This window comes from Parageobacillus toebii NBRC 107807 (assembly GCF_003688615.2).
GTDB classification, from domain to species: domain Bacteria; phylum Bacillota; class Bacilli; order Bacillales; family Anoxybacillaceae; genus Parageobacillus_B; species Parageobacillus_B toebii.
Genome location: NZ_CP049703.1, coordinates 3,053,262 through 3,078,236, shown reverse-complemented (window position 1 = coordinate 3,078,236; position 24,975 = coordinate 3,053,262). Strand labels below are relative to the sequence as shown.

General features: G+C 41.7%; 25 protein-coding genes and 3 pseudogenes. 27 read left to right on the top strand and 1 reads right to left on the bottom strand.

All coding sequences use genetic code 11. The annotated features are described in order from the left end of the window. The first annotated feature begins 4 nt into the window (after positions 1-4). From DER53_RS15765 to DER53_RS15670, 20 genes and pseudogenes are all read left to right on the top strand, one after another. Positions 5-397 (top strand): hypothetical protein, encoded by a 393-nt coding sequence (locus DER53_RS15765; RefSeq protein ID WP_223812205.1) that lies wholly within the window; start codon positions 5-7, stop codon positions 395-397. Between the two features lie 8 nt (positions 398-405). Next, positions 406-1,191 (top strand): metallophosphoesterase, encoded by a 786-nt coding sequence (locus DER53_RS15760; RefSeq protein ID WP_062752758.1) that lies wholly within the window; start codon positions 406-408, stop codon positions 1,189-1,191. Positions 1,192-1,297: 106 nt separating this feature from the next. Beyond that, positions 1,298-1,888, top strand: a complete 591-nt coding sequence (locus DER53_RS15755) for a genetic competence negative regulator (protein ID WP_015864315.1) — start codon at positions 1,298-1,300, stop codon at positions 1,886-1,888. A 254-nt stretch (positions 1,889-2,142) separates the two neighbouring features. Then, positions 2,143-3,429, top strand: a complete 1,287-nt coding sequence (locus DER53_RS15750; RefSeq protein WP_062677588.1) for a Glu/Leu/Phe/Val family dehydrogenase — start codon at positions 2,143-2,145, stop codon at positions 3,427-3,429. 84 nt (positions 3,430-3,513) lie between these two features. Then, positions 3,514-4,494 carry a YpdA family putative bacillithiol disulfide reductase gene (locus tag DER53_RS15745; RefSeq protein ID WP_062752756.1) on the top strand — a complete coding sequence of 327 codons (981 nt, stop codon included), beginning with the start codon at positions 3,514-3,516 and terminating at the stop codon, positions 4,492-4,494. Between the two features lie 161 nt (positions 4,495-4,655). Further along, positions 4,656-5,621 carry an asparaginase gene (locus DER53_RS15740; protein WP_062752755.1) on the top strand — a complete coding sequence of 322 codons (966 nt, stop codon included), beginning with the start codon at positions 4,656-4,658 and terminating at the stop codon, positions 5,619-5,621. A gap of 505 nt (positions 5,622-6,126) precedes the next feature. Continuing rightward, positions 6,127-6,801, top strand: coding sequence for a glutamic-type intramembrane protease PrsW (prsW, locus tag DER53_RS15735; RefSeq protein ID WP_062752753.1), 675 nt, complete (start codon positions 6,127-6,129; stop codon positions 6,799-6,801). 91 nt (positions 6,802-6,892) lie between these two features. Then, a pseudogene (gene sleB, locus DER53_RS15730) lies at positions 6,893-7,706 on the top strand (spore cortex-lytic enzyme). 20 nt (positions 7,707-7,726) lie between these two features. Next, positions 7,727-9,071: pseudogene (ypeB, locus tag DER53_RS15725) on the top strand (germination protein YpeB). A 115-nt stretch (positions 9,072-9,186) separates the two neighbouring features. Next, the gene (locus DER53_RS15720; protein ID WP_062752752.1) at positions 9,187-9,879 is read left to right on the top strand and encodes a flagellar brake protein; all 693 of its coding nucleotides are present in this window, start codon (positions 9,187-9,189) and stop codon (positions 9,877-9,879) included. A gap of 38 nt (positions 9,880-9,917) precedes the next feature. Continuing rightward, positions 9,918-10,097, top strand: a complete 180-nt coding sequence (locus DER53_RS15715; protein ID WP_041269932.1) for a YpfB family protein — start codon at positions 9,918-9,920, stop codon at positions 10,095-10,097. A 78-nt stretch (positions 10,098-10,175) separates the two neighbouring features. Beyond that, positions 10,176-10,415 carry a hypothetical protein gene (locus DER53_RS15710; protein WP_167317813.1) on the top strand — a complete coding sequence of 80 codons (240 nt, stop codon included), beginning with the start codon at positions 10,176-10,178 and terminating at the stop codon, positions 10,413-10,415. A 215-nt stretch (positions 10,416-10,630) separates the two neighbouring features. Next, positions 10,631-11,305 (top strand): (d)CMP kinase, encoded by a 675-nt coding sequence (cmk, locus tag DER53_RS15705; RefSeq protein WP_062752748.1) that lies wholly within the window; start codon positions 10,631-10,633, stop codon positions 11,303-11,305. Between the two features lie 2 nt (positions 11,306-11,307). After that, a pseudogene (locus DER53_RS15700) lies at positions 11,308-11,890 on the top strand (lysophospholipid acyltransferase family protein). A gap of 153 nt (positions 11,891-12,043) precedes the next feature. After that, positions 12,044-13,207, top strand: coding sequence for a 30S ribosomal protein S1 (rpsA, locus tag DER53_RS15695; protein WP_062752746.1), 1,164 nt, complete (start codon positions 12,044-12,046; stop codon positions 13,205-13,207). Between the two features lie 13 nt (positions 13,208-13,220). Then, positions 13,221-14,270: a type 2 isopentenyl-diphosphate Delta-isomerase gene (gene fni, locus DER53_RS15690; protein WP_062752744.1), complete on the top strand. Its 1,050-nt coding sequence runs from the start codon at positions 13,221-13,223 to the stop codon at positions 14,268-14,270. A 308-nt stretch (positions 14,271-14,578) separates the two neighbouring features. Beyond that, a complete protein-coding gene (locus DER53_RS15685; RefSeq protein ID WP_121910063.1) occupies positions 14,579-16,258 on the top strand; it encodes a spore germination protein in 1,680 nt (559 codons plus the stop codon). After that, entirely contained in the window at positions 16,255-17,367 is a 1,113-nt protein-coding gene (locus DER53_RS15680; protein ID WP_174525682.1) for a GerAB/ArcD/ProY family transporter, read from the top strand. Before DER53_RS15685 ends, DER53_RS15680 begins: the two co-directional genes overlap by 4 nt. A gap of 40 nt (positions 17,368-17,407) precedes the next feature. After that, on the top strand, positions 17,408-18,616 hold the full coding sequence (locus DER53_RS15675; RefSeq protein ID WP_062752740.1) for a Ger(x)C family spore germination protein: 1,209 nt from the start codon (positions 17,408-17,410) through the stop codon (positions 18,614-18,616). After that, positions 18,616-18,843: a hypothetical protein gene (locus tag DER53_RS15670; RefSeq protein ID WP_062752738.1), complete on the top strand. Its 228-nt coding sequence runs from the start codon at positions 18,616-18,618 to the stop codon at positions 18,841-18,843. Before DER53_RS15675 ends, DER53_RS15670 begins: the two co-directional genes overlap by 1 nt. A gap of 128 nt (positions 18,844-18,971) precedes the next feature. On the opposite strand, the gene DER53_RS15665 is transcribed toward DER53_RS15670, so the two are convergent. Then, the gene (locus tag DER53_RS15665; RefSeq protein ID WP_015864298.1) at positions 18,972-19,106 is read right to left on the bottom strand and encodes a YpzI family protein; all 135 of its coding nucleotides are present in this window, start codon (positions 19,104-19,106) and stop codon (positions 18,972-18,974) included. Between the two features lie 121 nt (positions 19,107-19,227). On the opposite strand from DER53_RS15665, the gene DER53_RS15660 reads away from it, so the two are divergent. From DER53_RS15660 to DER53_RS15630, 7 genes are all read left to right on the top strand, one after another. After that, the gene (locus DER53_RS15660; RefSeq protein WP_062752736.1) at positions 19,228-19,824 is read left to right on the top strand and encodes a YphA family membrane protein; all 597 of its coding nucleotides are present in this window, start codon (positions 19,228-19,230) and stop codon (positions 19,822-19,824) included. Then, complete coding sequence (locus tag DER53_RS15655; protein WP_062752734.1) at positions 19,821-20,708, top strand: YIEGIA family protein; 888 nt, start codon at positions 19,821-19,823, stop codon at positions 20,706-20,708. Before DER53_RS15660 ends, DER53_RS15655 begins: the two co-directional genes overlap by 4 nt. Positions 20,709-20,714: 6 nt before the next feature. Then, a complete protein-coding gene (locus tag DER53_RS15650; RefSeq protein WP_015864295.1) occupies positions 20,715-20,900 on the top strand; it encodes a capping complex subunit for YIEGIA in 186 nt (61 codons plus the stop codon). A 101-nt stretch (positions 20,901-21,001) separates the two neighbouring features. Next, positions 21,002-22,312, top strand: a complete 1,311-nt coding sequence (gene der / locus DER53_RS15645; RefSeq protein WP_015864294.1) for a ribosome biogenesis GTPase Der — start codon at positions 21,002-21,004, stop codon at positions 22,310-22,312. Positions 22,313-22,632: 320 nt separating this feature from the next. Then, complete coding sequence (locus DER53_RS15640) at positions 22,633-23,670, top strand: NAD(P)H-dependent glycerol-3-phosphate dehydrogenase (RefSeq protein WP_062752732.1); 1,038 nt, start codon at positions 22,633-22,635, stop codon at positions 23,668-23,670. A gap of 200 nt (positions 23,671-23,870) precedes the next feature. After that, a complete protein-coding gene (locus DER53_RS15635) occupies positions 23,871-24,074 on the top strand; it encodes a DUF2768 domain-containing protein (protein ID WP_015864292.1) in 204 nt (67 codons plus the stop codon). 24 nt (positions 24,075-24,098) lie between these two features. Next, positions 24,099-24,821: a hypothetical protein gene (locus DER53_RS15630; protein ID WP_015864291.1), complete on the top strand. Its 723-nt coding sequence runs from the start codon at positions 24,099-24,101 to the stop codon at positions 24,819-24,821. The last annotated feature ends 154 nt before the right edge of the window (positions 24,822-24,975 follow it).

Sequence of the window (24,975 nt, the reverse complement as noted above, 5' to 3'; positions counted from 1 at the left end):
GGTTGTGTTTTATCTGTTATATATTGCTGTCGGATTTTTATGCGGGTATTTTATGATTCATTGGATGCCGCCAGTGACTCCGTTTGATTTTACCTATTTTATCACTGAACTTATTTTTAATCCTTTGCGGACGTTTTTAGCAATGATTTGTTTTTTTATTGGTTTTTTAGCCAATGCAGTAGTGATCCGCACCGTCATTGAAGGAGTGATTTTATGCTTGCAGCGAAAGCAGGTGCGTTGGAAGGAATGGTTTATTTGCTGCGGGGGGATGGGAAGCTTTTATTGGCTATTTCAATGGGAAACGAGGCTCGCTGCTTTATTTTTTATTTTCTCTTTGATTTATGGTATGATATCGGTGGATTTGGATCGTTCTCGTCAATATAATCGAAACTTATAGGGGGAGTTATATTGATTTGGATCATTTTTTTTGCTTTTTTTTGTATATTGGCTTATATGTGGTGGGAAGCGCATCGAAACCGCGTTGTTTACATTGAATTGACCTTTCCTCAGTTTCCAAGTAGTTTTCGGGCGTTTTCCATTTTTTTTATTTCTGATCTTCATCGGCGGGTATTGGCAAAAAGAATTGTGGAGGAGATAAAAGGAAAAGCGGATATTGTTTTAGTTGGCGGGGACCTTACGGAAAAAGGGGTGCCCGTTGCGCGTGTCAAGGAAAATATTCGCCGTTTAAAAATGATTGGACCGGTTTATTTTATTTGGGGGAATAATGATTATGAAACGGAATATGATTTGCACTCGCTTTTAGTGGAGGAAGGAGTGCATATATTGGAAAATAGCGCTGTTATGTTGCAATCCCCGAATGGGGAGAAGCTTGCTCTCATTGGAGTGGAGGATATGAGCAAACGGCGCGCAAGATTGGACCAAGCGCTTCAAGGGGTGGATGAGGATGCATTTCGCATCCTTGCTTCGCATAATCCGAAAATCGTCGGTCGTCTTCGTCCCGAACATCATATTTCGCTTGTGATCAGCGGTCATACGCATGGAGGGCAAATTCGTTTCTTTTCGTTTGGGCTCTATGAAAAAGGCGGTTTAAAAAATGTGAACGGAACAGCCGTTTATGTCAGCAACGGGTACGGGACGACAGCCGTTCCGCTTCGCTTTGGAGCCCCTGCGGAAACGAATTTGATCACCATTTGTTCACGGAAAGAAGATAAAGAAAAAATGCTTGTCTAAATGACTATAAACGATGTAAACTCATTAATAATAACAAACGAACCATTTATGAATTATTTCATACAATAAACATAAGAGATGGCTGTGTAGGTAAGGAGGGGTGTTGATGCGTCTTGAACGCTTAACCCACAATAAAATCAAAATTTTCCTTACGTTTGATGATTTGATGGATCGCGGTTTAACGAAAGAGGATTTATGGAAAGATACGTTTAAAGTTCATCAATTGTTTCGCGATATGATTGAGGAGGCAAGCGAGGAGCTCGGCTTTGAAGTAAACGGGTCGATCGCAGTGGAAGTATACTCTTTACCAGCACAGGGAATGGTTGTTATCGTAACAAGTGAGGGCGAATATGACGACATGGAGGAAGAATTTGCTGACGATTATATTGAAATGCAAGTAACGCTCGATGAGAGCGATGACATATTTTATGAATTTCAGACGTTTGAAGATGTCATTCAGCTCGCTCATCGTCTTTACTCGATCGGTTGTCTAGACGGAACCCTCTACTCCTACCAAAATCGTTTTTACTTGCATGTCGCTGAGGAACCGCCGATCCCAATCGATAACTTTGTTGCTTTATTAGCGGAATTTGCCAGCCCTTCAACGATAACGATACATCGTGTGCAAGAATATGGTAAGAAGCTAATTGAACATCGAGCCATTGAACAACTTGTTCGTTATTTTCCAGTGCGTTAATGCTTTATCAGACCCCGTCGTATGGACAAGGGGTCTGGCTTTTTATTTTTTCCATATGTTAGATGACAAGGAAAATAAATATATACTAAGGAAAAGACAGCTTATTGACATAAAAGCGATGTAAATGGTTGTAAATAGCCGTAAATCGCTTGGCATTTTATTTTTTTTCCTTTGCATAAATAAAAAGAAAGTGTATACTATGACATGAAAGGTGACAATATCAAATATTACAGCGAATTTATAGGAGGTTTAGTATGGTAGCCGACAAGCATACCAACGAAGAAAATCTGGAAGAAAAAGCGGAAAAATATGATGTATTAACAGCAACACAAACTGTTATACATAGAGCATTGGAAAAATTAGGGTATCCAGAAGAAGTATATGAGTTGCTCAAAGAGCCGATTCGCATGCTGACAGTGAGAATTCCTGTGCGCATGGATGACGGTACTGTAAAAATTTTTACCGGCTACCGTGCCCAGCATAATGATGCCGTTGGTCCAACTAAGGGGGGCGTTCGTTTCCATCCAAACGTAACAGAGCGTGAAGTGAAAGCGCTATCTATTTGGATGAGCCTAAAATGTGGCATTGTCGATTTGCCGTATGGCGGTGGAAAAGGCGGAATTGTATGTGATCCGCGTACGATGTCATTCCGTGAATTAGAACGATTAAGCCGTGGTTATGTTCGCGCGATTAGCCAAATCGTTGGTCCGACAAAAGACATTCCTGCACCAGATGTCTTTACGAACTCGCAAATTATGGCATGGATGATGGACGAATATAGCCGCATCGACGAATTTAACTCTCCTGGATTTATTACAGGAAAACCTTTAGTGCTAGGCGGGTCGCACGGGCGCGAAACCGCGACGGCAAAAGGGGTTACGATTTGTATTCGCGAAGCGGCGAAAAAACGCGGTATCGACTTGAAAGGAGCACGCGTGGTCGTTCAAGGTTTTGGAAACGCGGGAAGCTATTTAGCAAAATTTATGCATGATGCCGGTGCGAAAGTCATTGGCATTTCCGACGTATATGGAGCTCTTTACGATCCGAACGGTTTAGATATCGATTATTTGCTTGAGCGCCGCGACAGCTTTGGTACGGTAACGAAATTGTTTAAAAATACAATTACGAACAAAGAATTGTTAGAGCTTGATTGCGATATTTTAGTTCCAGCCGCAATTGAAAATCAAATTACGAAAGAAAATGCGCCAAATATTAAAGCAAGCATTGTCGTGGAGGCGGCAAACGGTCCAACGACGCTAGAGGCGACGGAAATTTTAACGGAACGCGGCATTTTGCTTGTTCCAGACGTATTAGCTAGTGCCGGCGGTGTAACGGTATCCTATTTTGAATGGGTGCAAAATAACCAAGGATATTATTGGACAGAAGAAGAAGTCCAAGAACGATTAGAAAAAGTGATGGTAAAAGCGTTTAACAACGTATATGAAATGGCGCAAACCCGCCGCGTAGATATGCGATTGGCTGCTTATATGGTCGGCGTTCGAAAAATGGCGGAAGCGTGCCGTTTCCGCGGATGGGTATAAAGAGCATGCAAAACATATTTACAACATGCCAAAAATCCCCTATCATATGATAGGGGATTTTTGGATGTTTAAGGAGTGAACCGGATGAAAGAAGAAAAAATCATTATTGTTGGCGGTGGTCCTTGTGGGCTTGCTGCGGCGATCGCTTTGCAAGATGTCGGTTATCGTCCGTTAGTAATAGAGAAAGGAAATATCGTTAATTCCATTTATCATTTTCCGATTCATCAAACGTTTTTTAGTACGAGTGAGCGTCTTGAAATTGGCGGGGTTCCGTTTATTACGGAAAATCGGAAGCCAAAGCGAAATCAAGCACTCGCTTATTATCGCGAAGTAGTGACGAGAAAACAAGTGCGTGTACAAACGTTTGAAAAAGTGGAGCAAGTAGAAAAACAAGAAGATGGAACATTTCTTGTCCAAACGACAAAAGAACAATATCGCGCCCAATACGTTATTATTGCTACCGGATATTATGATAATCCAAATTATATGAACATACCGGGAGAAGATTTACCGAAAGTAACGCATTATTTTAAAGAAGCGCACCCGTATTACAACACCGATTGTGTTGTCATTGGCGGAAAAAATTCTAGCGTGGACGCAGCGCTGGAACTTGTCAAGGCGGGAGCACGTGTCACGGTATTGTACCGGGGAAGCGGATACTCGCCAAGCATCAAACCTTGGATTTTGCCGGAATTTGATTCTCTCGTCCGCAAGGGAATTATTAAAATGGAGTTTAACGCTCATGTAAAAGAGATTACGGAGGATGCCGTCATTTACGAAGTAGGGGGCGAAATCAAAAAAATTAAAAACGATTTTGTATTTGCGATGACAGGATATCATCCTGATCATGAATTTTTGAAAAAGATGGGAGTCGGGGTCGATCCAGAAACGGGCCGGCCGCTTTATGATCCAGAAACAATGGAAACGAATGTACGCGGAATTTTTATCGCAGGTGTCATTGCGGCAGGAAATGATGCCAATGAAATTTTTATTGAAAACGGGCGCTTTCACGGTGAGCAAATCGCTGCTTGTATCGCAAAACGGGAAAAGGAGAAAGAGCAATAACAGAAGGAGGCTGGTTTTTTTTCAGCCTCTTTTTTATCATTCCATAAACATTTCTTGCAGTTTCTGCGGATCGTTTAGACAGTCTATTTTTTATTTATCGACAACCATTATTTTGTGTTGTAATTCATTTATGCTATTATGTTTCTAAAGAGGTGACATTAATGAAAAAAGTGGCACTAATTACTACAGGTGGAACAATAGCAAGCAAAAAGACAGAAGAAGGCAAATATGTTTCAGGGGAAATGACGGGAGAAGAATTAGCACAAATTTGCAATTTACCTGATGATATTAAAATTGAAATACATTCTTTATTTCAACTGCCGAGCATGCATATTACATTTGAGCATTTATTAACCTTAAAAAACAAAATCGAAGAAATTTATCAAGATAAAACAATTGATGGCATAGTTGTTACACATGGAACAGACACACTCGAAGAAACCGCATATTTTTTAGATTTAACGATTTCAGATGATCGCCAAATCGTTTTAACAGGCTCACAACGCTCTCCAGAACAACAGGGAAGTGATGCTTATACAAATATTCGCCATGCGGTTTATACGGCTTGTAATGACGATTTAAGAGGTGTAGGAACGGTTGTAGTATTTAATGAACGCATATTTGTGGCCAGACATGTGAAAAAAGTACATGCTTCTAATTTACAAGGCTTTGATGTTTTTGGATATGGGTATTTAGGGATTATCGATAATGATAAAGTATACATATATCAAAAGCCAATTAGAAGGGAAACATACAAAATAAAAAATGAAATACCTGAAGTAGATATAATCAAATGCTATTTGGACGCTGACGATAAATTTATAAAAGCAGCCATAAACGCTAATGTAAAAGGAATTGTTTTAGAAGGGGTAGGCAGAGGACAAGTATCACCAAAAATGATGGGCGCAATAAAAGAAGCTGTATCGAAAGAAATAAAAGTTGTAATTACAACAAGTGCAGAAGAAGGGGAAGTATATACGACTTATGATTATTTAGGCAGCGCTTATGATCTTGTTAAAAATGGAGTTATTTTAGGGAAAGATTTAGACAGTAAAAAGGCAAGAATAAAATTAGCCGTATTGCTTGCAGCTAATGAAGATAATTTAGAAGGGAAATTCAGTATATAAATGGGCACAAGGACAGTGTAGTTAACACACTGTCCTCTTTATTAAATAGAGAATATCTGGATGAGGTGAGCCGCATCATATTATCATATATACACTTTATACTCAAATATTCTCTATAAAATCGAACTTTTAATTTATTCATAAAATTATTATCGAATCTCTAGTTTTGTGCTTGTCTGATTTTATCTAGCACCACGGGTTAAATATATTTGATAAATCACACGTATGAGTTTTTGTCACGTTTTTAGCTGTGTGGATTTCGTCATTGAGTACGGCCCCACCCCCCCTTTTCCGCGCGCTTCTTCTCTTCCGGCTACTTTGACAGATGAAATTAGGTTATCATCTTCCTTCATCGAAATAGTACCGCCTGTGTGAATAATCAGGAACTTTTTCGCTGTTCTTCCTCCTTCGAGAAAGTTCTGCTATGATGAAATATCGGAAGGTCATTTTCAAATGCCACATTCTCATGTTACCATAAAGAAAACGGATGGAAACGGGGATTTGTATGTTAACGTTAATTTCGTCTGGCATTGCCCCAGGTGTTGCGCTGCTTAGTTATTTTTATTTAAAAGATGAATATGAAACCGAACCGCTATCCATTGTGTTGAGAACATTTGTTATTGGGGCGCTTCTTGTGTTTCCCATTATGTTTATTCAATATGTGTTTCATGTGGAAGGAATCGCAGCCTCTAAGATAGCTCGCGCCTTTTTTTTGTCGGGATTATTGGAAGAGTTTGTGAAGTGGTTTATTGTCTATTTTTTTATTTATGACCACCACGAGTTTGATGAGCCGTACGATGGCATCGTATACAGCGCAAGTGTATCGCTCGGTTTTGCGACGATGGAAAATATTTTGTATTTATTGGCAAACGGTGTAGAATTTGCCGTAACAAGAGCGTTTTTACCTGTCTCAAGCCATGCTTTATTCGCGGTCATTATGGGGTTTTATTTTGGAAAAGCAAAATTTACTATAAAAAAGCGGCGCTACTTATTTCTTTCTTTTTTTCTGCCATTTCTATTGCACGGGACGTATGATTTCATTTTGTTGACACAGGAAAAATGGAGTTATTACATGGTTCCGTTCATGCTGTTATTATGGTGGTCTGCTCTTCGAAAAGTAAAACAAGCGAAAGGATTACATGATTACGATAGAATCCCTTCAGCAAAAAGCCAAGCATAATACGCTTGGTTTTTTGTTTTTTTTGCATAAAAAGGCAAATTCGAAAGAAAATAGGGATAAAACAACAGAAGTAATACGGGAGGGTTCGCGTATGATAAGGAAAATAAAGTGGCATTTATGGTTTGCCGTATTGGTTGCTTGTTTGTTTATCTGTGGAAAACCAGCGGAAGAAGTAAAAGCGTTTTCGAATCAAGTGATTCAGCGTGGGGCGGTTGGAGATGATGTCATTGAATTACAAGCACGATTGCAGTATATCGGATTTTACAATGGAAAAATTGATGGAGTTTTTGGCTGGAATACATATTGGGCAGTGCGCAACTTTCAATATGAATATGGGCTTCCAGTCGACGGGCTTGTCGGTGAGAGTACAAAAGCAAAACTAGTAAAGGTATCGAAATATCATGAGCAATTTGTGAAGGAGCAAATTCGCAAAGGCAATTCGTTTACCCATTACGGGGGCACTCCGTTAAGCCAGCAAGTAAAAAGAAATAAAAGGGGCGGCGGAAACAGCTCGGCAAAAGCAACAGCATCCAATGTGCCAAACGGTTTTTCACAAAACGATATTCAATTGATGGCAAATGCCGTATATGGAGAAGCGCGCGGAGAGCCTTATATCGGCCAAGTCGCCGTGGCAGCCGTCATTTTAAATCGCTTAGAACATCCTTCGTTTCCAGATACGGTGGCGGGAGTGATTTTTCAGCCTGGGGCATTTACTGCGGTAGCCGATGGGCAAATTTGGCTGACGCCGAATGAAACGGCAAAAAAAAGCGGTGCTAGATGCGATTAACGGTTGGGATCCTACCGGTGGAGCCATTTATTATTTCAACCCGTCGACAGCAACGAGTGCATGGATTTGGAATAGGCCGCAAATTAAGCGGATCGGCAAACATATTTTTTGTAAATAATGCAGGAGGTGAACAAAAAAATGATACGAAATTTATTAATCGGAGTACTGTCACTTGGAATTGTCGGAACAGCGTATTGGGGATATCGGGAACACCAAGAAAAAAACGCGATATTAATTCATGCTGAAAATAACTATCAGCGTGCTTTCCACGACTTAACCTATCAAATTGACTTATTGCATGATAAAATCGGCACAACGCTTGCCATGAATTCCCGTGCGTCACTTTCTCCGGCTTTGGCTGAAGTATGGAGAATCGCCTCAGAAGCCCATACAAGTGTCGGACAATTGCCGCTTTCTTTACTCCCGTTTAACAAAACGCAAGAGTTTCTTGCCAAAATAGGGGAGTTCAGCTATCGGGCAGCGATTCGCGATTTAGAAAAAGAACCGCTTACGAATGAAGAATATCGCACGTTACAAGCCCTATATAAAAATGCGGCAAATATTCAACAAGAACTTCGCAATGTTCAACATTTAGTTTTAAAAAAACAACTTGCGTTGGATGGATGTGGAATTAGCGCTTGCTACAAACGACAGCCCTGACGATAACATTATTATTGATGGGTTTAAATCAGTCGAAAAAAATGTAGATACTTTCTCGAGATCATCAGAATTTAGCCCGACATTTATTGGGCTGAAGAATAAAGAAAAAGGTTTTGTCCGTGCGAAAGGAAAACCAATTTCAAAAACAGAAGCGAAACAAATTGCTCGTTCTTTTCTTGGGTTAAAAGGAACGGAAAACATAAAAGTGACAACAAGTGGAAAAGGAGCAGATGAGCGCTTTTACAGTTTGACGATCCGCGATCCAAAAAAGAAAAGCAGTATTTATATGGACATTACAGAAAAAGGTGGTTATCCGATTTGGGTAATCGATAGCCGTCCAATAAAAAAACAGGCGATTAGTTTGCATGAAGCGGCAAATAGAGGGATGAAATTTTTGCAGAAGCACAAGTTTAAGAATTTAGAGCTATATGATAGTTCCCAATATGATAACGTAGCTGTATTAACATTTGTGACAAATGAAAACGGAATTCGCATTTATCCGGAAGCAATTAAAATGAAAGTAGCTCTTGATGATGGAACGATTGTCGGCTTCTCTGCGCGTGATTACTTATCTTCTTCCGTTAAACGCCCGCTGTCAAAACCAAAATTGACAGCAGAACAAGCGAGGAAAAAAGTAAATCCAAATTTAAAAGTAATGGAACAGCGCCAAGCAATAATTGTAAACGATATGAACGAGCAAGTGCTCTGCTATGAATTTTTAGGAACACTTGGAGAAGACACATATCAAATTTTTATTAATGCAAACACAGGAATGGAGGAAAAAGTCGAAAAGCTGCAAAGCGTCGAACAAAACTATAGTTAAAGGATATGTTTGTATAGGTGCAAATCCTATCTCTCCCTTTACCAAAGGAAAAGCTTGATGCAAGCTTTTCCTTTTTGTTTTAATAAACATGAGAAGAAAATGAGAGGGAGAGACGATGTTAAAAATAGGGGATACGATAATGTTAGAACCAGCAGGCGGGGAAGAGGAAAAATATAAAAGCAAAGTGGCAGAAATAAGTGACGGTTATATACATATTAACTATCCAATTAATGTAAAAACAGAAAAAACCGTGTTTTTATTAAATGGAATGCAATTTAAAGCAAGTTTTGTTGGGCCGGATCATTGTCTTTATTTATTTGAAACAGAAGTAATTGGAAAAGTGCGTAAGCCGATACCAATGGTTGTTCTTTCCTATCCAGGAGTAGATAAGTTAGTGCGCATTCAGCGTCGCCGTTATGTAAGAGTGGAAGCGAATACGGATGTGGCGATTCATCCTCTCCATCAAGAATTTATGCCGTTTACAACGATGACGACTGATATTAGCGCTGGCGGAGCAGCGGTCGTATTGCCAGAGCATAAGCAAAAGCAGCTGCTTCCTGGAATGGTGGTAGAGGCATGGTTTGTACTTGCTATGAAATCAGGAGAATATCATTATTTAAAAGTGAAAGCAAAAATCGTTCGTATATTTCAAGCGAAAAACAGTGATATATATAAAGCGTCCTTACAATTTTTAGATGTATCTCCGCAAGATCGCGTACGATTGATTCGATATAGTTTTGAACAGCAGTTAGAGATAAGAAAAAGAGAGGAAGATATTGCGAATAAATGGCGAAAAAGCGTGGAATAATGGCTATATAAAAAACGGAAAGCGGGCTGTTGGTTCCAATGAAACGAGTGGAATCTATTTTACTAAAGCTTGTTATTATTCAGTTTGTTTTTTTAATCATTGCTCAATGGCTCATTTTATATACTCCGCTTAGCCCTTATTTAGGAAAAATTTATGAATATGAAGGCGTTAGCAGACAAGAAAAGACAAAAACAATCGAAACAATCATCGACCGCTAGCGGCCTATATGGTAAAATGGCATCGAAGCACGCAGGAGTTTCCTGCTTTTTTCTTTGAGATTAGGGTATCAGGAACGGTTGCCAAAAGAACTCATGGACATCATAAAAACGAAAGTGAAACGCCATTGGATTGCGGTGTTAGGGTCGATGGAAGAATCCTACAAGCAATCGAAAAGCGGCAAGAAACAACGCCAATATATCGCAATGATGTTATGCAAAATCGAGAATTTCAAACAAGAACATGAATGGTCATTATGGAACATCTTGCACAAATGTTGTTGGCTGAACCAGTACCAAATTCAACTAAAGGAGGTGTAAACCTGGTTGCTAAAATCATTGTCGTGTACTGACCAATGGAAGGAATGGTGCACGACAGATGCCGTCGCTAACCGCGATCCACGGGTTGTCTTTCACAGCAGGTGAGACATTAGGATTCCCTTCCTGATGGAACTCAGGTGTTTCCTGAGCGGTAAGCAGTTTTACTGGTTCCATCGCGATGAATCGATTTTTATAGATTTTAGTAACCAGGAATTATGAGCAAAAAAATCAGCATTGCCATTGATGGACCAGCTGCAGCGGGGAAAAGCACTGTTGCGAAAATTATAGCGAAACGGCTTTCTTATATTTATATTGATACTGGCGCGATGTACAGGGCACTAACGTACGTGGCGCTGCAACAAAAAGTTGCGCTTGATGACGAACAAGCATTAATTTCTTTGTTAAAAAATACATATATTGAATTAAAATCATCTGAACAAGGGCAGCTTGTATTTGTCAATGGAGAAGACGTTACAAACATTATTCGCAATGAAGAAGTAACCAATGCAGTATCGCTAGTCGCAAAACACCCGTCAGTGCGGGAAGAAATGGTGGCGCGCCAACGCGCTCTCGCAAAAAATGGCGGTGTCGTAATGGATGGCCGTGATATTGGCACATATGTTCTTCCGAATGCAGAAGTAAAAATCTTTTTGAAAGCATCTGTGGAAGAAAGAGCAAAGCGTCGTCATGCGGAAAACATTGCTAGAGGATTTCCATCTGACTTAGAAACGTTGAAAAAGGAAATTGCACGCCGTGATCAAATCGATTCGGAGCGTGAAGTAGCACCGCTTAAGAAAGCGGAAGATGCGATAGAAATTGATACTACGTCACTGTCGATTGAAGAAGTGGTGGATCGCATTATGGAAATTGTAAACGAAAGGATTGGGTGACGGTGGATTTTTATTCGTTTGCCAAGGGAGTTGTAAAAAGCATTTTAACTCCTCTTTACCGTATTGAGGTGATAGGGGCGGAGAAGTTTCCGAAAGAAGGAGGAGTACTTCTTTGCGCAAACCATATTAGCAATCTCGATCCGCCAATCCTTGGAATTACTGCTCCAAGACCGATTCATTTTATGGCGAAAGAGGAATTGTTTCGTGTTCCGCTCTTAAAAAACTTAATTACGACTTTGCATGCGTTTCCGGTAAAAAGAGGAATGAGCGATCGCCAAGCATTGCGAACCGGCTTAGAAGTGTTAAAACAAGGGCATGTGCTAGGCATTTTCCCAGAGGGAACACGAAGCAAAGATGGAAAATTAAAAAAAGGGCTGCCTGGCGTCGGTTTTTTTTGCGCTTCGAACAAGTGCCGCTGTTGTTCCATGCGCCATTATTGGTTCATATCGTCCGTTTGTGCCGCTTAAGGTTGTTTACGGATCACCGATTGATATGACGCCACTAAGAGAGAAAAAAGCATCACCGGAAGAAGCGACAGCTTATATTATGCAACATATCCAAGCGTTATTAGATCAGTATCGATAAGCATTCAGTTACATGTCTATTGAGAAAATATGGTATACTAAATAGAAAAACGGTCCTATTGTACATCATGGTTTGGATTGATATAGCGATGATGTAGGTGGTGCTTTCTTATGGAGGAAGCACGGACCGTCAGTCGATTAAGGAGGGTTTAACATGGCAGAGGATATGAATTTAGAAGTGAATGTATATAAGGTAGGTGATATCGTCCGAGGCAAAGTGGTAAAGCTAGAAGATAAACAAGTGCTTGTCGATATTGAAGGAAGCAAACAAAGCGGGATTATTCCAATTAGTGAATTATCTAGTTTGCATATTGAAAAAACAAGTGATGCTGTCTCTGTCGGCGATGAAGTGACGGCGAAAGTCAAAAAAGTAGAAGAAGGCGAAAACGAAGAGGATGGATTGTTAATTTTATCAAAAAAAGCGGTAGACGCAGACCGCGCTTGGGAAGAGTTAGAGAGAAAATTTGCCAGCGGAGAAACGTTTGATGTCATCGTAAAAGACATCGTCAAAGGCGGGCTTGTTGCTGATGTAGGAGTGCGTGGATTTATACCCGCTTCTCTTGTAGAACCTCACTATGTTGAAGACTTTTCTGATTATAAAGGGAAGACGCTTGCAGTAAAAGTGGTAGAGCTTAACCGTGAAAAAAATCGCATCATTTTATCACATCGTGCTGTTGTGGAAGAAGAGCAAGAACGCAAGCACAAGGAGGCGCTTAGCCGTTTAGAGCCGGGACAAGTGCTTGAGGGAACCGTACGCCGTGTCACCGACTTTGGCGTGTTTGTTGATGTTGGCGGCTTTGATGGACTTGTACATATTTCGCAGCTTTCCCATACACGTGTCGCCCATCCGTCTGAAGTCGTAAAAGAAGGAGAAACCGTAAAAGTAAAGGTGCTTGCGGTTGACGAAGAAAATGGTCGCGTCTCCCTTTCGATCAAAGAAGCAATGCCGGGCCCTTGGGAAGGGATTGCTGAAAAAGTCGCCCCTGGCGATATCGTCACTGGCAAGGTAAAACGGCTTGTACCGTTTGGCGCGTTCGTTGAAATTTTCCCAGGCGTCGAAGGCCTTGTCCACATTTCACAAATCTCTAATAAGCGCATCGGCACCCCTCATGAAGTGCTAAAAGAAGGAGAAGAAGTAAAAGCGAAAGTGCTTGATGTAAACGAAGCGGAGCGCCGCATTTCGTTAAGTATGCGCGAGCTGATCGAAGAAGAAACAGCACCCGAAGAAGATTATAGCCAATATACAAAGCCGTCTAATGAAGTAAGAGGTTTTCAAATTGGCGAAGTCCTCGGGGAACAGCTGAAAAAATTAAAATAACGAGGATGAAGCAATGAGCAGAGCAAAGCGGAAAATCGAACATATTCAGCATGCGCTCTCTACTGCCGATCAAGGTGCAAGCGGATTTGATGACATTACGTTTGTTCATCAAAGTTTACCTGATGTACGCATGAACGATATTCACTTGCATACTGCTTTAGGCGAACTTTCGTTAAGTTCGCCTTTCTTTATCAATGCGATGACCGGCGGCGGAGGAAAACAAACGTTTGAAATTAATAAAGGATTAGCGGAGGCGGCAAAACATTGCCGAATAGCGATGGCCGTTGGTTCGCAAACATCAGCGCTAAGAGACAATAAACAGCGAGGAACGTTTGAGATTGTACGAAAAGTAAATAAAAACGGCATTATTTTTGCGAACATTGGCAGTGAAGCAACTGTCGATGATGCGAAGCGTGCTGTAGATATGATTGAGGCGGACGGTCTGCAAATTCATTTAAATGTGGTGCAAGAGCTTGTGATGCCGGAAGGAGATCGTGATTTTACGGGAGTACTGCTTCGCATCGAACAAATTGTTCAAGCCGTTCAAGTTCCTGTTATCGTAAAAGAAGTAGGATTTGGCATGAGCAAGGAAACTGCTTCGCGCTTAGAAGAAGTAGGCGTGAAAATCGTCGATGTTGGAGGCTTGGGCGACACCAATTTTGCCCGTATTGAAAATAAACGACGTTCCAACATAATAACGTATTTTAATGATTGGGGGATTCCAACGGCGGCATCAATCGTAGAGGTAGCGCAAACCTCTCCTTCTTTAGTTGTGATCGGCAGCGGCGGTGTCCGTACAGCGTTGGATGCTGCGAAAGCGATCGCCCTAGGAGCATCCGCGGTTGGAATGGCGGGACCATTGTTGCGAACGCTTGTCGAACAAGGAGTGGAAGCGTTAGTCGCCTATATCGAGGAGCTTCATCACGATTTAACGTTGATTATGGGAGCGCTGGGGGCAAAGACGATCGATAAGCTGCAGCGGGTGCCGCTTGTCATTCGCGGCGATACGCATCATTGGTTAACGGAAAGAGGCTTTGACACGAAAGTATATAGTTGCCGATAAATTCACCCTTCATCCCGATGACCAAAATCACGGGACGAAGGGGTTTTTCATTAACCCCCTCTGAGTAAAGTGGGGAGATGAATCGCGGTGTTTTTTTATTCTTTAAATCGAACATATATTCTATAAAAAGATCAACAAAATCTATGCTCCATGGACAAAAAAGGTTCTTTCGCACGCCGAAAGCTGGCCTCGTTTGGCTGTACACCTGCAACCGTGAGTTGGAATAAGTGCCTCCGGCTAGCGAAGGAATGCTTTTTTCATGTTTTAAATAACTTTATTGTCAAAAAAGGGGTTATCGTATTTTAAAAATGGAAAAAATAAAAGTTGAGAACGCCTGCTTGTTAGAAAGAAGGGGAATTGGATGTTTTTTTTTTAAAGAAAGGAAGAAAAGAAAACAAATCATAAAGAAACAAGAACAAGACCAAAAACAACAGAATCAAAATCAGCAACAACAGGACTTTCTTTCTACCGACTTAAATAAAAATCTGCAAAAACTGCAAAATATCTATCAAAATTGTATGGATGTCGTTTTTCGCCCATTTCAAATTGGCGGAAAAACAAAGGCTGCCCTTGTTTATATCGATGGTTTAGCTGACATCGTAGAAATCGATGCGGGCGTGCTCACCCCTTTGATGAAAGAAAATAATGCCAAGGAGAATACCGATCAGTTCATTCATGTCAATCATATACTAGAACAAAAATTGACCGTTTCTAAGGTAAAGAGAGTACAAACAATAACAGAGTGCATTGAACAGATCTCTGGTGGAAATCCGGTCTTGCTTATCGATCAACAAAGCGAAGGATTCGCTTTAGGTTTGGCAAATTGGGAAAAACGTTCCATCGAAGAACCGGTGGGGGAATCCGTGATAAGGGGGCCGAGGGAGGGCTTCACCGAATCATTAGGGACTAATCTTGCTTTGTTGCGCAGAAAAATAAGAAGCCCGCAGCTGAAAACAAAATCAATGAAAATTGGCAAGTACACCCAGACTGAAGTAGTTATCTCTTATATTGAAGGGATTGCTGAGCAAGACTTAATCCAAGAAGTAGAGGCCCGGCTTAGACGCATCAAGGTAGATGGCATTTTGGAAACGAGTTATATTGAAGAGTTAATTGAGGACAATCCTTACTCTCCGTTTCCTCAAGTTTTGGATACCGAACGGCCTGATGTGGTGGCGGCAAACCTGCTTGAAGGGCGAGTAGCGATTTTTCAAGATGGCACTCCTTTCGTTTTGATTGTGCCGGTTTCTTTTTATTCCTTGCTGCAATCAAATGAAGATTATTATCAACGATCTTTAATCAGCACGGCAACCCGCTGGCTGCGTTACATATTTCTTTTGATATCTCTTTTACTGCCGTCGTTGTATGTGGCGCTCCTTACTTTTCATCAGGAAATGCTTCCTACTTCACTTTTGATAACCATTGCTGCTTCTCGGGAGCTGGTTCCCTTTCCGGCGCTGGTCGAAGCGGTGCTCATGGAATTAGCATTTGAGGCCATACGTGAAGCGGGGGTGAGGCTTCCTAAACAAGCGGGCGCTGCGGTTAGTATCGTTGGTGCGCTGGTGATTGGGCAAGCCGCGGTCCAAGCCGGTCTTGTTTCTGCTCCACTAATCATGGTGGTCGCATTAACAGGGATTGCTTCTTTTATCGTCCCGCGCTATACGGCTGGAATGGCATTAAGGATGCTGCGCTTTCCCATGATCTTTTTGGCAGGGACGGTAGGGCTTCTCGGGATTATGCTTGGGCTGCTTATGATTGTTACTCATATGGCGACGCTTCGTTCTTTCGGCGTTCCCTATTTATCTCCGATGGCTCCAATACAAGGGGGCGAAATAAAAGACGTGCTGCTGCGCGCACATTTGTGGAAGTTCAATACACGCCCTCATTTAACGGGAGCGGATAATAACATCGAGCGGCAAGGTCCGAATCAGAGACCGAGTCCTGATTACGGAGATGACAAGACGAGTAAAGGCAAAGGAGGACCATTATGATCGAGAAAGGAAAAATATCTGCCGCACAAATGGGGATGATGATGTATCCTACAATTATCGCAACAGCCATTCTTTTAGTCCCTGCAATCACCGCCCGACACGCAAAACAGGATATGTGGCTCTCTCCTCTTTTGGCTTCTCTCATCGGTTTTTTGATAGTTCATATTGCCGTTCAGTTGCATCAGCTTTATCCAGGAAAAACCCTTATCGAGTATAGCGAGGATATTCTTGGCAAGTTTCTGGGGAAAGCGGTTGGGTTGATCTTTTTATTGTTCTATTTGCATATAACTGGAATTATTATCCGAGAGTATGGTGAATTTGTTGTAGGCAACTTTCTTTTTCATACTCCATTAATTTTTATAATGGGAAGTATGATCCTAGTGTGCTCCTTTGCCGTCCGTGGTGGTGTAGAAGTAATAGGAAGGCTTGCGGAATTGTCCGTACCTGTTGTGATAATCATGATATTGATCATTATTATCCTGTTGATCCCGGATATGGAAGTAACGAATATGTTTCCGATTATGGAAAAGGGAATAATGCCCTCGCTCATGGGTGCGATGGTCCCGCAAGGCTGGTTTAGCGAATTCCTTCTCATCGCTTTTCTCCTTCCTTATGTAGCTGATCAAAACAAAGGAAAGAAATGGGGCATGATCTCGGTCGTCGCAGTCATGTTGACTTTATCTTTCATCAATATTGCCGCCCTTTTCGTCTTAGGAGGAATCACCGACCGTTTTGTTTATCCCGTGGCGAGCGCCGTCCGTTACATTAGCATCGCGGATTTTCTTGAACACCTTGAAGCCATGGTAGCGACTCTTTGGGTAGCAGGGGTTTTTTTGAAGATTGCTGTCTTTTATTATGCTTTAGTGTTGGGAACAGCGCAATGGCTGAATTTGTCAGATTATCGCCCGATCGTTTTTCCCATGGGATTTTTCATACTGTTATTTGCCGTCTGGTCGGTGCCGAATTTAATGGAATTGACCCGTTTTCTAGGCGGTTCTTCCTTGTTTTACCGGTTTTCGATTCAAACAGGACTTCCTCTCCTTCTCCTATTGATCGCAAAATGGCGCAAAAGAACCAACAACCCAAATCAAGTAAAATGTCAAGGATAAGGTCAGCAATGAAACAAGGGGAAAAAGGAGATAAACAAAAATGGGCATCTTGCAAAAAGCAGCAAAAATTGTTTTCGCTTGTGTTCATCTTATTTTGCTAAGCGGCTGTTGGGACCGGACAGAAGTCAACGATTTAGCGCTAATCGTAGGATTAGGAATTGATCAAACAAAAAATGGGGAGATCAGGCTTACAGTGGAAATAGTTGTTCCGAAATCAGCCGGTGGAGGAGGACAGATGATAGGTGGTGGCAGTGATGGTGGAGGTGGTGGGGGTGGGGGTGAAACGATTATAAGATCGGGAACGGGTGTTACCGTGGCTGATGCGATCTCGAACCTGCAAGAGAAGCTTCCTCGCCGTGTCTTTTGGGGGCACATGAAAGTGATCGTGTTTGGGGAGAAAGCGGCAAAAGCAGGGATTCGCCAGCATCTCGACTTTCTGAGCCGCAATCCAGAAGCTCGCCTTCGTTCCAATGTATTAGTGAGTGAAGGAACTGCGAAAAGTGTGCTTGAATTGGTCCCTCCGATTGAGCAAAGCTCATCAGAAGTGCTGCGGGAATTGTCAGAATCGCAGCTTTTACTGCGAGTAACGGTAAAAGATGTTCTGCAAATGCTAAGCGGCGATGCCGGTGCAGCGGCTCTTCCCATGGTGAAGATCAAGCCGCCGGAAGAAGGGAAAAAAGAACTACAGCCCATTGCGTTTATCCAACGCACCGCCATTTTTAAGAAGGATAAAATGATCGGAGATATTGATGATCAGTTGACTCGGGGCGTGCTTTGGCTCAGAAATGAGATTAAAGAGGCGAATGTCACGGTTACGCTGAAAGGGGAAAAGGGAAATATTACGGCCACGCTGATAAAAGCGCATACGGAACTTATCCCGAAATATGAGAAAGGCAAATGGAAGATGATCGTAAAGGCGACTGCGGAAGACGATATCATATTAAACGGAACGAAATTGAACTTGATGAATCCTAAGTATGCGAAAATGATCGAAAAAGAATTGGAAAAGGAGACGAATAAGCGCATTCAAGCCGCATTGAAAAAAGTACAAAAAGAAATGAAAGCCGATATTTTTGGCTTTGCAGATACTTTCCATCGAAAATATCCAAGAGAATGGAACCGGGTAAAGGATCGTTGGGAGGAAATTTTCCCTGACGTTGAAGTGATTGTGAAGACGAAGGCATACGTCCGCAGACCAGGTATAGGCACCGTTCCGCAAGGATTGCTTGAACAAGAGGTGAAAAAATAATGAAAATTGGATTAATACTAGGTACTCTTGTCTTGGTTGCCCTCATCTTTCTATACGAGTGGCCGCGAATAAACCGGACGCAGAAAAAAGAAAAAGCCGTTTTTGTTGTACTTTTAAGTCTGGGAACGATTCTTGCGATGGTGTTAATATGGAATCCCGATCTTCCAGGGCCGACGCAGATGGTCGACTACATTTATAAACCACTCGGGCGAATGATGGAAAAATAAAAGTTCTTGATGTTCTGCTTTTTCAATTTGAAAGCTGACTCCATTTGTAATCATGGAGTCAGCTTTTTTGATGCTATCCTTTTTAATCTTTCTGCACTTGTCGCAGATAAATGCGGTGCGTCTACTTTTTAGTGTTGATTTCGTTCTCTTGCTGCTTCTGGGTCTTCGAGTCTTGTTGCGCCTTTGTGTTCGATAGATTGATCACGGTCGGACTCGACGCGGTGTGATTGTTTTAGCTTTTTTTCTTGCCGGTCTTTGCCCACTTTGTTTTCGCTCCTTTCTTTTTCTATGTCATTCTTTACTATAACTATTTTTTATTTTCCTTATGCGCGAATGAATGTTCATAAAAGATGAAATAATGAACATAATAAGGGGGTGGAAGGTATGGAAGGTATTTATTTTTACTCCTTTTTTTGGATAATATGGATGATCGCAACTTTTTTTATGAAAAAAACACGCCAACGGACGATGTTGGCCGCGATCGCATTGATTACCATTATCCTCTCATCTGTTTCGCTGTATATAGGCAGTTTTTGTGTAACGCTTTCTTTTTTATTTCTTTTTTTCTTATCCTGTTATTTCACGGCAAAGCAAACTCGTCGGAAGCTTCTATATTTAGTGATCGCCGCATTGACGATTGCCTTTGCCTATACATCTTTCCAATTGCTCGTTCTTTTTGACCCAGTATGGATATGGATGGATCGTACATGGATGCTTGCAGGGATGCTATTCATAATATGTTTTCTATTTTACGAAAATATTCAATCACGCTTAGTATGCTTGATCATTGGAAGCTGCCAAGGAGAAATATTGTACTCCATCATTTCCAAAAGAGTAGCGTTTTCATATATCATTGGTTCTTTTTCTTTTTTAGACACAATATCCATTAGTGCGTTTTGCTTGCTTATTTGGACGCTATTCGAGCAGATTGCGGTGTATGTCGATGGAAAAAAACAAATAAGGGGGACAAGACAGCCATGAATGAATATACTTTTCCCATTCTATATGGAGTTGTGGTTGGAGTGCTGACACGGTTATATTTATTACGGACAGACTATCGTCAATATCCGACATATTTGCACGGAAAAACCATTCACATCGCTCTTGGTGTGATTGCTGCTGGCCTCGGCACCATTGCCGTTCCGGCCATTATGGAAAAAGAATTTACAGCCATCACTTTTTTAGCGCTTGCTGCGTCGCAGTTTCGTGAAGTGCGCAATATGGAACGCAATACATTGAACGAACTTGACCAATATGAACTTGTGCCGCGCGGAAAGACATATATTGAAGGAATTGCCATTGTTTTTGAAGGGCGCAACTATTTAGTTATTTTTACTTCTTTCTTTTCCACACTTGCGTATTTAATATGGAATGTTTGGGCAGCAATGGTTGTCAGCGTGATTTGTTTGTTCATTGCGCACCGGTTAATGACAGGGAATCGCTTAAAAGATATTGCAGACGTGGAATATGTAAAGCCGCATTTTGAAGGAGCGGGATTATATGTTGATAACATTTACATTATGAATATCGGGCTGCAAGCACGCCGCGAAGAGATTTTGCGATATGGGATGGGGTTTATTTTAACGCCGAAAAATTTTAATGCGCGCACAACGATTGCAAACCTGGGACAACGGCAGGCGATTTTGCATGACGTATCTTCCGCGCTTGGAGTATATCGCGATTCAGGGACGCCGGCGCTTGTGCCCCTAGCCAAACGGGATTTAAATGATGGGCGTGTGGGTATTTTTATTTTGCCGCAGGTGAATGACATCGAAAAGGCAAAAAAGATTATTGAGAATGCACCGATATTAGAAAATGCTATTCGTATGCCAAAAAAACGGCAGTTCATTCGAAAGGGAGAATAGAAGAATATGACACATGAGAAAATGATCCTAGCTGTCATTACAACGAATGCGCAAAAAGTTGCGGGAGGGGCTCCGATTTTTACATGTGAAACAAAAGAAGAAATGGAGAGGATCGCCGCCAATTTAGAAGCGATTCTTGATGGGATTGCTCATGAGCTGGCAGAAGAATTATTCATCATTGTCAAGCATTAGATTATTGTTGGCGAATGGTGTTTTTGATAAAATAAAACAGCTGTACCCTTCCTTGAAGGGTGCTTTTTTACAGTCGCGATACGTAAAGAAAGGGTGATAGCATGACCAATCCAGTCGTAGCAATTGTTGGACGTCCGAATGTTGGAAAATCAACGATTTTTAACCGAATCGTTGGTGAGCGTATTTCCATTGTGGAGGATGTACCTGGGGTGACTCGCGACAGAATTTACAGCAGCGCGGAATGGTTAAATCATAAATTTTACTTAATTGATACAGGCGGGATCGATATTGGCGATGAGCCGCTTTTAGTGCAAATTCGCCAACAAGCGGAAATCGCGATCGATGAAGCAGATGTTATTATTTTTATGGTAAACGGCCGTGATGGAGTGACAGCGGCTGATGAGGAAGTAGCGAAAATTTTACACCGTTCTAACAAACCTGTTGTCCTTGCGGTGAATAAAATTGATAATCCAGAAATGCGCGATCTCATTTACGATTTTTATGCACTTGGGTTTGGCGATCCATATCCGATTTCCGGTTCGCACGGAACGGGGCTCGGTGATTTATTGGATGCAGTAGCACGTCATTTTCCAAAACGCGGTCAAGAAGAATATGAAGAAGATGTAATTAAGTTTTGTTTAATCGGACGGCCGAATGTTGGCAAATCATCCCTTGTTAATGCCATTTTAGGAGAAGAGCGCGTCATTGTCAGCGATATTGCCGGTACGACACGGGATGCTGTCGATACAACGTTTGTGAGGGAAGGACAAGAATATGTTATTATTGATACAGCAGGAATGAGAAAAAGAGGAAAAATTTATGAAAGCACCGAAAAATATAGTGTATTGCGCGCGTTAAAAGCGATTGAGCGCTCTGATGTCGTTCTCGTTGTTTTGAACGCCGAAGAGGGGATTATCGAACAAGATAAAAAAATTGCCGGATATGCCCATGAAGCGGGGCGAGGTGTAATCATTGTTGTAAACAAATGGGATGCGATTGAAAAAGATGACAAAACATTAATCGAATTTGAGCGGAAAATTCGTGATCATTTTCCATTTCTTGATTATGCGCCAATTATCTTTGTTTCTGCAAAAACAAAACAACGCTTACATAAATTATTGCCGCTCGTTCGCATGGTGAGTGAAAATCATGCGATGCGCGTGCAAACAAATGTGTTGAATGAAGTGATTATGGATGCAGTAGCAATGAATCCGACACCAACGCATAACGGGAGGCGCTTAAAAATTTATTACATGACGCAAGTGGCTGTAAAACCGCCAACGTTTGTTGTTTTTGTCAACGACCCAGAATTGATGCATTTCTCCTATGAACGCTTTTTAGAAAACCGCATCCGCGATGCGTTTGGCTTCGAAGGCACACCAATAAAAATCATCGCCAGACCAAGGAAATAAGAAAAGCGAAGGGCGCCTGCTCATCGGCGAAACGCGCTGGAGGACCCGCGAGGAGGCTGTCGCCGCCGCAGCGGGGCCGAAGCGACGCGAGCCGATGGCGCCCGGAGCTAGACAATAAGAAAAGCGAAGGCGGCGCGAATAGCTCCCGAAGCGAAATGTTCTTCGCCCGCGGAAGTGCTTGCACTTCAAGGGCGGAGGTTATTTCGCACAAGGGAGCTAGCCGCCGAAGCTAGACAATAAGAAAAGCGAAGGGTGCCTGCTTATCGGCGACACCGAAAAGCGGAGGCGGCAAGCAATTTTATAAAAGGAAGTGAGAAACGATGAAGCAAATTACAGTGCTAGGAGCAGGAAGCTGGGGGACAGCGCTTTCCATTGTTTTAGCAGATAACAAATATCTTGTTCGTCTTTGGGGGCACCGTTCGGAGCAGATTGAGGAAATAAACACAAAACGGACGAATGAAAAATATTTGCCAGGGATTCAGCTGCCTGAAGGAATTGTTGGTTATGATGATCTTTGTCGGGCGCTAGATCATATTCAAACGGTTGTGTTAGCTGTACCGACAAAAGCAATCCGAGAAGTATTACGGAAAGTGGGCAATTGTATTCATGAACCAATCACCATTGTAGCAGTGAGTAAAGGAATTGAACCAGACACACATAAACGTGTCTCTGAAATCATTGAGGAAGAAATGGGAGAGCTTTTGCAAGATGTTGTCGTCTTATCTGGCCCGAGCCATGCCGAGGAAGTAAGCTTGCGCCATCCGACGACCGTAACCGTTTCTTCGAAAAACATGAAAGCGGCGGAGCGCATTCAAGATTTGTTTATGAACCACCAATACTTTCGCGTTTACACCAATCCGGATTTAATTGGGGTTGAACTCGGTGGAGCGTTGAAAAATATTATCGCTTTAGCTGCCGGTATTACGGATGGATTAGGATATGGGGATAATGCAAAAGCGGCCCTTATTACAAGAGGTCTTGCAGAAATTGCCCGCTTAGGCTGCGCGCTTGGTGCCAATCCGCTGACCTTTGCCGGATTAACAGGCGTCGGCGACTTAATTGTCACATGTACAAGTGTTCATTCACGAAATTGGCGCGCTGGTCATATGTTGGGAAAAGGAAAAAAGCTGGATGAAGTGCTTGAAAGCATGGGAATGGTTGTAGAAGGGGTAAGAACAACGAAAGCGGCTTATCAGCTTGCCAAAAAACTCGGAGTAAAAATGCCAATCACGGAAGTGCTTTATGAAGTACTGTTCGACGGAAAAGATCCAAAAGATGCGGTGGATTCGTTAATGTCGCGCGGGAAAACGCAAGAGATGGATGATTTAATGAATATTCTTACGGAATCGCAACAGTAAAAATAAAGAAAATAGGCGTTCGATGATACAAGTTGTTTGTACTTCGCATACAATACTACGAACAACTATAGACTTGAGCTTCCGGAACAAGGGTATTATTGTTAAACTGAAGTAAAGAAAGCCCCGCTTTACTTCAGTTTTTTTTGCGCCGTGTATTAGGTGATATGCTATAATAAGTGTCGAAAAAAGGAGGAAAAACGATGTCACCGGCGTTGGCGAAAATGTGGATTGCCATTACCTCAATGGTATTCATGTTTATTTCGGTATTTTCAATTTATATTAGCCGTTATAAAGCAAAAAACAAGATTATTCGATTTATTTTGGCATTTATCGCTTATGTCCTTATGATTTTAGCAGGAATTATTATTATTTTTGTCGTATTTAGCGGACCTACACCAGAATAGACACGGTTAAAGGATGGATTGTAAATGAAATGGATTGTTCGTTGCATGGCATTGTGCTTGATGTTATTCTCTCTCTCAGGCTGTCTGTATCCAGAAGAACGGTTAAAACAAAATCAAATTCCGTACGAAGACCAAGTGGCTGCGGTGCAATCGGCAGTTAATCAATACCGTGAAGCGACGGGAGGGCTTTTGCCGATAAAAACGCGCGATATGAAAACTCCGATTTATCAAAAGTATCCTATTGATTTTAATAAATTAATACCACGTTATATGCAGGAACCACCAGGAAACGCCTATGAAAGCGGAGGGATTTTTCAATACGTCATTGTAGATGCCGAAAACAATCCAACCGTTAAGTTGCTTGACTTGCGCTCAGCCGAACAAATTCGCGAACTGAAATTGCGTTTGAAAATGTATCAAGATCAACATAAATATCCTCCGTTTAAGAAAATGATCGCAAAAGGAGTATTTACACTTGATTATAAAAAACTCGGTTATAAAGAGCCGCCGCATGCTGTCAGTCCATTTTCGGGAAACAATTTGCCATTTGTCATTGACTATAATGGAGAAATTTATATCGATTATCGCATTGATTTATATAATGCGTTAAGAAAAGAAAAACACCATTATCGCCCAGGTGATGATATTCGCGATATATTAGTGAAACATTCGTTGTTTGTGCCGGCTTACTCCCTTCCATATACGATTGATCCCAAAACAAATGAACCAATTTTTTTAACGAATTAAGTCATGAACCCTTCTCTAGGAAAATACATTCTAGAGAAGGGATTTTTTATATTTTAGTCATAAATGAATAGGACAACATCATATTCATATAGTGTCCTACAATACTAGCAAATTCGGTTGTTAACTATAACGACCCAAAGACTGGAGGGGAGTC